This window comes from Rhodococcus sp. NPDC059968, from assembly GCF_042738615.1.
Taxonomy (GTDB): domain Bacteria; phylum Actinomycetota; class Actinomycetes; order Mycobacteriales; family Mycobacteriaceae; genus Rhodococcus_F.
Genome location: NZ_JBHWUE010000059.1, coordinates 1 through 7,540 on the forward strand (window position 1 = coordinate 1; position 7,540 = coordinate 7,540).

7 protein-coding genes and 1 tRNA gene are annotated in these 7,540 nt (G+C 67.8%); 2 read left to right on the forward strand and 6 right to left on the reverse strand.

All coding sequences use genetic code 11. The features are described 5' to 3' along the window. Positions 1 to 223: 223 nt before the first annotated feature. The 6 genes from ACFWAY_RS35040 to ACFWAY_RS35065 form a co-directional block, all read right to left on the reverse strand. Entirely contained in the window at positions 224 to 1,189 is a 966-nt protein-coding gene (locus ACFWAY_RS35040; protein WP_378513777.1) for a sulfite exporter TauE/SafE family protein, read from the reverse strand. 262 nt (positions 1,190 to 1,451) lie between these two features. Further along, positions 1,452 to 2,696, reverse strand: coding sequence for a saccharopine dehydrogenase family protein (locus ACFWAY_RS35045; RefSeq protein ID WP_378454723.1), 1,245 nt, complete (start codon positions 2,694 to 2,696; stop codon positions 1,452 to 1,454). Between the two features lie 35 nt (positions 2,697 to 2,731). Next, entirely contained in the window at positions 2,732 to 3,142 is a 411-nt protein-coding gene (locus ACFWAY_RS35050; RefSeq protein ID WP_378454722.1) for a DUF2784 domain-containing protein, read from the reverse strand. A gap of 76 nt (positions 3,143 to 3,218) precedes the next feature. After that, the gene (locus tag ACFWAY_RS35055) at positions 3,219 to 3,635 is read right to left on the reverse strand and encodes a universal stress protein (RefSeq protein ID WP_378454721.1); all 417 of its coding nucleotides are present in this window, start codon (positions 3,633 to 3,635) and stop codon (positions 3,219 to 3,221) included. Positions 3,636 to 3,740: 105 nt separating this feature from the next. Next, positions 3,741 to 5,195, reverse strand: a complete 1,455-nt coding sequence (locus ACFWAY_RS35060; protein ID WP_378454720.1) for an SDR family NAD(P)-dependent oxidoreductase — start codon at positions 5,193 to 5,195, stop codon at positions 3,741 to 3,743. Between the two features lie 72 nt (positions 5,196 to 5,267). After that, a tRNA-Leu gene (locus ACFWAY_RS35065) sits at positions 5,268 to 5,353 on the reverse strand. A gap of 111 nt (positions 5,354 to 5,464) precedes the next feature. On the opposite strand from ACFWAY_RS35065, the gene ACFWAY_RS35070 reads away from it, so the two are divergent. Further along, positions 5,465 to 6,817 (forward strand): M20/M25/M40 family metallo-hydrolase, encoded by a 1,353-nt coding sequence (locus tag ACFWAY_RS35070; RefSeq protein WP_378513778.1) that lies wholly within the window; start codon positions 5,465 to 5,467, stop codon positions 6,815 to 6,817. 34 nt (positions 6,818 to 6,851) lie between these two features. Further along, positions 6,852 to 7,382 (forward strand): YbhB/YbcL family Raf kinase inhibitor-like protein, encoded by a 531-nt coding sequence (locus tag ACFWAY_RS35075; protein WP_378454718.1) that lies wholly within the window; start codon positions 6,852 to 6,854, stop codon positions 7,380 to 7,382. Positions 7,383 to 7,540: the final 158 nt, after the last annotated feature.

Below are 7,540 nucleotides of genomic sequence, written 5' to 3' on the forward strand. Positions count from 1 at the left end.
ACCCCGGTCCCCGGCAGCGCCTCCTCGTTCACGAAGTCGTAGAGCACCTTCGCGACCTGCAGACCGCCGACCTCAACACGCTCAGTCATGAAATGCCTCACTGTTCCGCACTTGGAGCACCGGACGGGTGCCATGAACCGAACCCAATGTTACTCGCTGGTAAGGATGCGGTGTGGCAGATGTTCGGCGAAGGCTCGCCCCGAGGTGAAAGCGGGACGTGAGGTCAGGACTTCTCGCCGGTGGACAATTCGAGCGACGGGGCTTCCGACTCGATGGGCGTGTCGTTCTCGGCATCGATCCGGTGCAGATCGCCTGCGGCCTCTGCCGCGCTGAGACGCGAACGGCGCCAAGCGACAACCAGCAGTCCGGCCCACACCGCAACGAGAGCGAGGTACCCGAGGGTCGCGACAACGCCGGTGACGTCGAATGTCTTGAACAGCTTCTGCGCGTTGGTGATGATGATGATGCCGCCGACACCGGTACCCAGAAGGGTCGCGGGCACCCGGCTGACGAGCCACGCGGCGACCGGCGCGGCGATGATGCCGCCGAGTGCCAGCCCCGCGATGATGGGGATGTTGTCGAAGAAGTCGCTGCCGAGACCGAAGATGAACCCGATGCTGGCCGCGGCGGACACCAGGAACTCCGATGCGCTGACCGAACCGATGACGGTGCGCGGTGCGGTCTTGCCCCGCGAGAGCAGGGTGCTGGTGGTGATCGGCCCCCAGCCGCCGCCGCCACTCGCGTCGATGAATCCACCGAACAGTCCGAGCGGTGAGAGGAACTTCGCCGTGTGCGGTGAGGTCCGGGCGTCGTTGACGGCGGGAGGGCGGATCGAGAAGCGGAGAAGGACGTAGACACCGATCGCCAGCAGGATCGTGGACGTCACGGGGACGGCGGCGGACGTCGACAACTGGGACAGCACCGTTGCACCGAGGAACGCGCCGACGGCGCCGGGGACGCCCAGGCGTAGGACGAGCGGCCAGTCGATGTTGCGGAACCGCCAATGCGACGCGCCGGAGGCGAGCGTGGTGCCGACCTCGGCGAAATGCACTGCTGCGCTGGCGTGCGCCGGTCCGACGCCGCTGAACACGAGCAGGGTGGTCGCAGTCACGCCGAAGGCCATGCCGAGAGCGCCGTCGACCAGCTGGGCACCCACGCCTACCAGCGTGAAAATCAAGAGCTTGAACATCGAGACTCCGACCGAGAGAGTGAACCGTCAGGGCAGCAAAGACCAGCGAGCAGGCTGGTCAGCAACATCCCTGGTCGAAGGCGTGGCCTCGGCGGGAGGGCCAGAAGGGCATGAGGGCGAGCGAGGCCGCGGGGCCTGCCTGCGCGCTCGTGCCGTTCACTCGGACTCCCGTATCTCTCGTCGCGTACGCGGCCGTCCGCGCACAAGGTTCGACACTAGCGGGAGGGGTGGGCGCGTGTCATCTTCACACGCGCCCAACCGCTCACAGTTTTCGCGCAGAGATCTCGAAGCCAGCGTCGCGCAGTCGTGTCACCAGTACGTCGCCGAGTGCCGTGGCGGGAGTGAGGACGCCGGCCGCGTCCGGCAGTGCATCGCCGCCGAGGACGAGGCTCAACGCGGATTCGCCGAGCATCACCGCGGTGGCGCTGTATCCGGGGTCGCCCTTCGCCTTCACCCGCGAGGTGTAGCGCGCGCCCGTGGTGGTGGTCGTGTATACGTCCATGGTGAAGTGGCCCTTGCGTTGCGCCTCCTCGCTGGGACCGTCGCCCGGTGAGGGCAGAACGCGGTCGAGGACGTACCGGGTGGGCGGGAGGGCCATTCCGACGACCATCCCGCCGAGGGCCGCAGCCACCGCACCCGCGATCACCGGTGTGATCGGGGAGCTCCCGACGTTCATGACCTCGCGGTACTTGAACGTCCGACCGTAGGCCCAGTCCCGGAGCGCATTGCTGCGGCGCACGACCCGCGTGTTGTAGGGGCCCATGAAGAAGGGCGCCTTCCACCCCTTCAAGCCGGGCGCGATGTCCGTGCCGTTGACCACGCTCATGTCGGACTGCTTGCCGAGGTCCGGTTCCTTCGCGCGGTCGGGACTCATCGAGTACGGCGAAGCCGCGAGACGGCGCGACGCCGGATTCTTCTTCGACACGTCCACCTGCGTGCGCAGCGAATCGATCGTGCCGCCGCTGACGCCGCCCCGCACGGACGTGACCACCAGCGTGGTGTCGGTGAGTTCGCCGGCGCCGTCCGCCTGAACCTCCTCGTGCAGGACGTGCACCCCGAGATCGGACGGAATGGAGTCGAACCCGCAGGAATGGACGATCCGGGCGCCGGTCTCGCGGGCCCGTTCGTGGTTGGCGTCGATGCTCTCGCGGACGAACAACACCTCTCCGGTGAGGTCGACGTAGTCGGTGCCCGCCTCGGCGCAGGCCGCGGCGAGGGCGTGACCGTACTTGGCGTAGGGCCCGACCGTCGTCGCGACCACGCGGGTGCGTGCCGCCAGCGCTGCGAGCGACGCGGCATCGTCGGAGTTCGCGACGATGACGGGCCACTCCGCTGCGCGCGGACCGAGCGAGGACCGCACCGCTTCGAGTTTGGCGGCTGTGCGCCCCGCGAGCGCGATCCGCACGCCGTCCGGGGCGTGCCGTGCGAGATAGTCGGCGAGAAGCTTGCCGACGAAGCCGGTGGCCCCGTAGACGACGAGATCCAATTCACGTGCGCTGTCTGTCATGGCACGACCCTACTCGGCGGTAGGGAAGGGCGAGCTCAGGCTCCGGTACCACCGGGGTGGGTGGGTGCGAGGGGTACCCGGGTGCGGAGCCGCAGCACGACGTAGCCGACCCAGGAGGTGACGACGCCGAGCGCGGCGAGGGTCTGTATCGCTCCCGCGGCGGATTCCGGGTAGACGACCCCGGTGAGGTAGTGGGAGATGAATCCGGACGAGGGGAGTGGGTCCTGCCCGGCGCGGACCCGGGCCCAGCTCTCCAGGTGAGTCAGCGGACAGTCGATGCCGACGAGGAGGCCGGTGAATCCCCAGGCCACCGCCGCGAGGTGGAGGGCGATGGTGCGCGGCCAGTGCCAGGCGAGAAACCCGCCGCACACGACGTAGAGGATGAAGATCAGGTGCGCGACAACTGTCGCGTCCGCGACGACCTCGTAGAAGACAACGCTCCCCATCGATGCACCCCTGACATCCGAAGTTCCCCCTACGCCATCGTAGGCGTCGCCCGGCCGGGTCCGCCGGGTAACCGGCTCAGGCGGTGCCGCGCACGTCTTCCTTGACCACCAGGATCGGAATGTCGATCTCGAGGAGGAGGCGCTGCAGCCATCGTTCCAGGAGGAACTTGCCGATCGGGGACATGCGCCGGGTACCCACGACGAGCAGATCCGCACCGCTGCTGTCGACCAGCGCGCGCAGTGCGCTCACCTGATCGCCGTCGTGTTCGTTGGTGCGCAGTTCCCACGACGACTCGCCGACCCCGCCGCCCTCGAGCGTGGCCTGGATCTCGGCGCGCAGGGCGGACTTGTCGGACTCGGCGTCCTGCCCGGGGTCGTCGTCGAGGACGTGGAGGACGAGCAGCTGTTCCCGTCGTTGCACAGCCTCGCGGGCGGCGTGGACGATGGCCGCCCGGCCTTCCGGGCTGTCTCGGTGGACAACGGCTATCGCCATGAAGCGCCTCCATTTTCAGGTATGGGTACGACCCCTATTATCCCCGTGCCGGAGAGTGCTCCGGCTGTGTCGATGCTCTCGTAGGTGGATCCGGGCGGTGCTCGATCACCAGGGTGAGGGCTCGTAGTCCTTCAGGAAGCAGCCGTGCAGATCGACGCCCTGCTCGCCCTGGACGATCGGGTCGTAGACACGGGCGGCGCCGTCGACCAGGTCGAGAGGGGCGTGGAAGCCCTCGTCGGCCAGGCGCATCTTGGTGTAGTGCGGCCGCTCGTCGGTGATCCACCCGGTGTCCACCGCGGTCATGAGGATGCCGTCCTCGAGCATCTCCCTGGCGCTGGTGCGGGTGAGCATGTTCAGCGCGGCCTTCGCCATGTTGGTGTGCGGATGCCCCGGACCCTTGTAGGCGCGGCTGAACTGGCCTTCCATCGCAGAGACGTTCACCACGTATTTGCGGCGGGCGCCTGCCGCCGCCATCGCGGGCCGCAATCGGGACACGAGGATGAACGGGGCGACCGAGTTGCACAACTGCACCTCGAGCAGCTCGATCGGGTCGACTTCCTCGACCGTCTGGACCCAGCTGTTCGTGTGCGCGAGGTCGGGCAGGAGTCCGCCGGCGTCGATCGCGAGACCCTGGTCGATGCGATCGGGGGATGCCGACTTCGCGACCAGTGCGAGCGAGCTCACCGCATCGGGGGACAGTGCGGTGCCCGCCATCGCGGACACGTCGGACAGCGAACCGGCGAGTGCCGCCGGGTGGGCGTCACTCGTCTTGCCGAACGTCAGGACGTCCGGCAGGTCGCCGGAAGGAAGGGCGCCGGACTCGGCATCCGCCAGCGCGCTGTAGGCGCCGGGGGAGCGTCGCACAGTCTGCGCGGCGTTGTTGATCAGGATGTCCAGTGGGCCCTGCGCGGCAACGGAGTCGGCCAGCGCGACGACCTGCGCCGGGTCGCGCAGATCGATACCGACGACGCGCAGCCGGTGGATCCACTCGCTGCTGTCCTCCATCGCCTTGAACCGGCGGATGGCGTCGTTGGGGAAACGTGTCGTGATCGTCGTGTGGGCTCCGTCGCGGAGCAATCGCAGGGCGATGTACATGCCGATCTTGGCGCGACCGCCGGTCAGCAGCGCCCGGCGGCCGGTGAGGTCGGCGCGCGCGTCCCGCTTGGCGCGGCTCTTGGCCGCGCAGTCGGGGCACAGCTGGTGGTAGAAGGCGTCGACTCGGGTGTAGCGCTGCTTGCAGATGTAGCAGGGGCGGGGCCGGATCAGGGTGCCCGCGGACGCGCCGTCGGCGTTCGACGTGAGCGGGATGCCCGCGGTCTCGTCGTCGATCCGATCGGGGGAACCCGTGGCGGTCGCGGCGACGACCTGACGGTCGGATTCGGAGACGGCGTCGCGGGCCGCGATCCGCCTGCGCTTCTTCAACTTCTTGAAGAGGTGACCGACAGCGCGCTGGACCGTGACGGAATCGGGATCCGCATCGTCGAGTTCCGCGGCCTGATCGAGAACCTTCAGGCAGATCTCGAGATCCGCGGGATCGATCGTCGTCGTTGTTTCACCCATCGAACTTCGCCCTCTCACGAAGAAGACCCCGGTTCGATGAACCGGGGCCTTTTCGTCTGTCTCAACTCAGAGTGTCCGAGGGGGGACTTGAACCCCCACGTCCGTTAATAGGACACTAGCACCTCAAGCTAGCGCGTCTGCCATTCCGCCACTCGGACCTGCTTGCCCCCATTTCCTGGGTGCTGCAAAAGATTAACCGATGAACCGCCACGGCCCAAATCGCCCCTCTCACCTGAGCGTTTCCGCTGCTGCGGTGGTAGGAAAGTGGAGTGCCAACTACACAGGAAACCCCAGGCCAGGGTCGCGCCGAAGCCGAAGTCGTGGATCTCGTCAGTTCATTGATCCGCTTCGACACGTCCAACACCGGAGAGCTCGCCACGACGAAGGGCGAGCGCGAGTGTGCGGAGTGGGTGGCGGCCCAGCTGCAGGAAGTCGGGTACGAGACCGAGTACGTGGAGTCGGGTGCGCCGGGCCGTGGCAACGTGTTCGCTCGGCTGAAGGGCTCGAACCCCGATCGCGGCGCCCTCATGCTGCACGGCCACCTCGACGTCGTTCCCGCCGAGCCGGCCGATTGGCGCGTCCACCCGTTCTCCGGAGCCGTCGAGGACGGCTACGTATGGGGTCGCGGCGCCGTCGACATGAAGGACATGGTCGGGATGATCCTGGCGGTCGCCCGCCAGTTCAAGGCCGAGGGGATCGTTCCTCCCCGCGACCTCGTGTTCGCCTTCGTCGCCGACGAGGAGGCCGGTGGCAAATACGGCTGCCAATGGCTCGTCGAGAATCGACCCGATCTGTTCGAGGGTGTGACGGAAGCTGTCGGTGAGGTCGGCGGATTCTCCCTGACCGTTCCGCGACCGGACGGCACCGACCGCAGGCTCTATCTCGTGGAGACCGCGGAGAAGGGTCTCGGATGGATGCGGCTGACCGCCAAAGGCCGGGCCGGGCACGGTTCGTTCCTGCACACCGACAACGCCGTCACCATCCTGGCGCAGGCGGTCGCCCGGCTGGGTGCGCACACGTTCCCGTTGGTGATCTCCGATTCGGTGGCCGAATTCCTCGAAGCGGCGGGTGAGGAGACCGGACTCGACTTCGACCCGAAGTCGCCCGACCTCGACGGCACCCTCGCGAAACTCGGCACCATCGCCAACATCATCGGCGCCACCCTCCGGGATACCGCGAACCCGACCATGCTGTCGGCCGGCTACAAGGCGAACGTCATCCCGCAGACCGCGGAGGCTGTCGTCGACTGCCGGATCCTGCCCGGCAGGCAGGCCGATTTCGAGGCGGCGGTCGACGAGCTCATCGGACCGGACGTCCAGCGCGAATGGATCACGAAACTCGACTCCTACGAGACCACGTTCGACGGGCATCTCGTAGACGCCATGAACGACGCGATCCTCGCGCACGATCCCGGTGCCCGGACCGTCCCCTACATGCTGTCCGGCGGAACCGACGCCAAGGCGTTCGCGAAGCTCGGCATCCGGTGCTTCGGGTTCGCTCCGCTGCAGCTGCCCGCCGACCTGGATTTCAGCGCGCTGTTCCACGGTGTCGACGAACGGGTACCCGTCGACGCACTACTGTTCGGTACACGCGTGCTGGAACATTTTCTGCTCCACAGCTGATCCGAGAACCGATACGCGACAAGAGAGGAACCGCATGTCACACGACCCGTACGAGGCACTTCCCGACCTGCCGAGTTTCGAGCTGACCTCCACCGACGTCACCGACGGGCAGCCGCTGAACAAGGAACAGGTCAGCGGAATCTTCGGCGCCGGCGGCTACGACAACTCACCGCAGCTGTCGTGGTCGGGGTTCCCCGCCGAGACCAAGAGCTTCGCGGTGACCGTGTACGACCCCGACGCGCCGACGGCGTCCGGATTCTGGCACTGGGCGGTCGCCAACATTCCGGCCGACACGACCACCTTGGTGAGCGGTGCAGGCGACGACGACGGAACCGGGCTTCCCAGCGGTGCGATCACGCTGAAGAACGACGCCGGACTGAGCCGTTTCCTCGGCGCGGCCCCGCCGGCAGGACACGGGCCGCATCGCTACATCATCGTGGTCCACGCGCTCGACGTGGAGACTCTCGACGGGGTCACGGCCGACTCGACGCCGGCGTTCCTGGGTTTCAACCTGTTCTCGCACGCGATCGCTCGCGCGAAGATCCAGGGGACGTACGAGCAGTAGCTCGATAAGTCCGGAAGACACGGGTGGCCGGGGCATCCACGGGTTTGGCCGGCCCCCCGGGGGTGTGGGGGGCGGGTGAGCGCACGGCGCCCGCGCCCCCCGCAACGGGGGCGGGGGGGTAGGCGGCCGCGCGCCCCGGCCGGGCCGGTGGCGTAAAA

Coding starts and splice junctions, on each gene's coding strand:
- ACFWAY_RS35040 (WP_378513777.1), bottom strand. CDS start 1,189: ATGTTCAAGCTCTTGATTTTCACGCTGGTAGGCGTGGGTGCCCAGCTG.
- ACFWAY_RS35045 (WP_378454723.1), bottom strand. CDS start 2,696: ATGACAGACAGCGCACGTGAATTGGATCTCGTCGTCTACGGGGCCACC.
- ACFWAY_RS35050 (WP_378454722.1), bottom strand. CDS start 3,142: ATGGGGAGCGTTGTCTTCTACGAGGTCGTCGCGGACGCGACAGTTGTC.
- ACFWAY_RS35055 (WP_378454721.1), bottom strand. CDS start 3,635: ATGGCGATAGCCGTTGTCCACCGAGACAGCCCGGAAGGCCGGGCGGCC.
- ACFWAY_RS35060 (WP_378454720.1), bottom strand. CDS start 5,195: ATGGGTGAAACAACGACGACGATCGATCCCGCGGATCTCGAGATCTGC.
- ACFWAY_RS35075 (WP_378454718.1), top strand. CDS start 6,852: ATGTCACACGACCCGTACGAGGCACTTCCCGACCTGCCGAGTTTCGAG.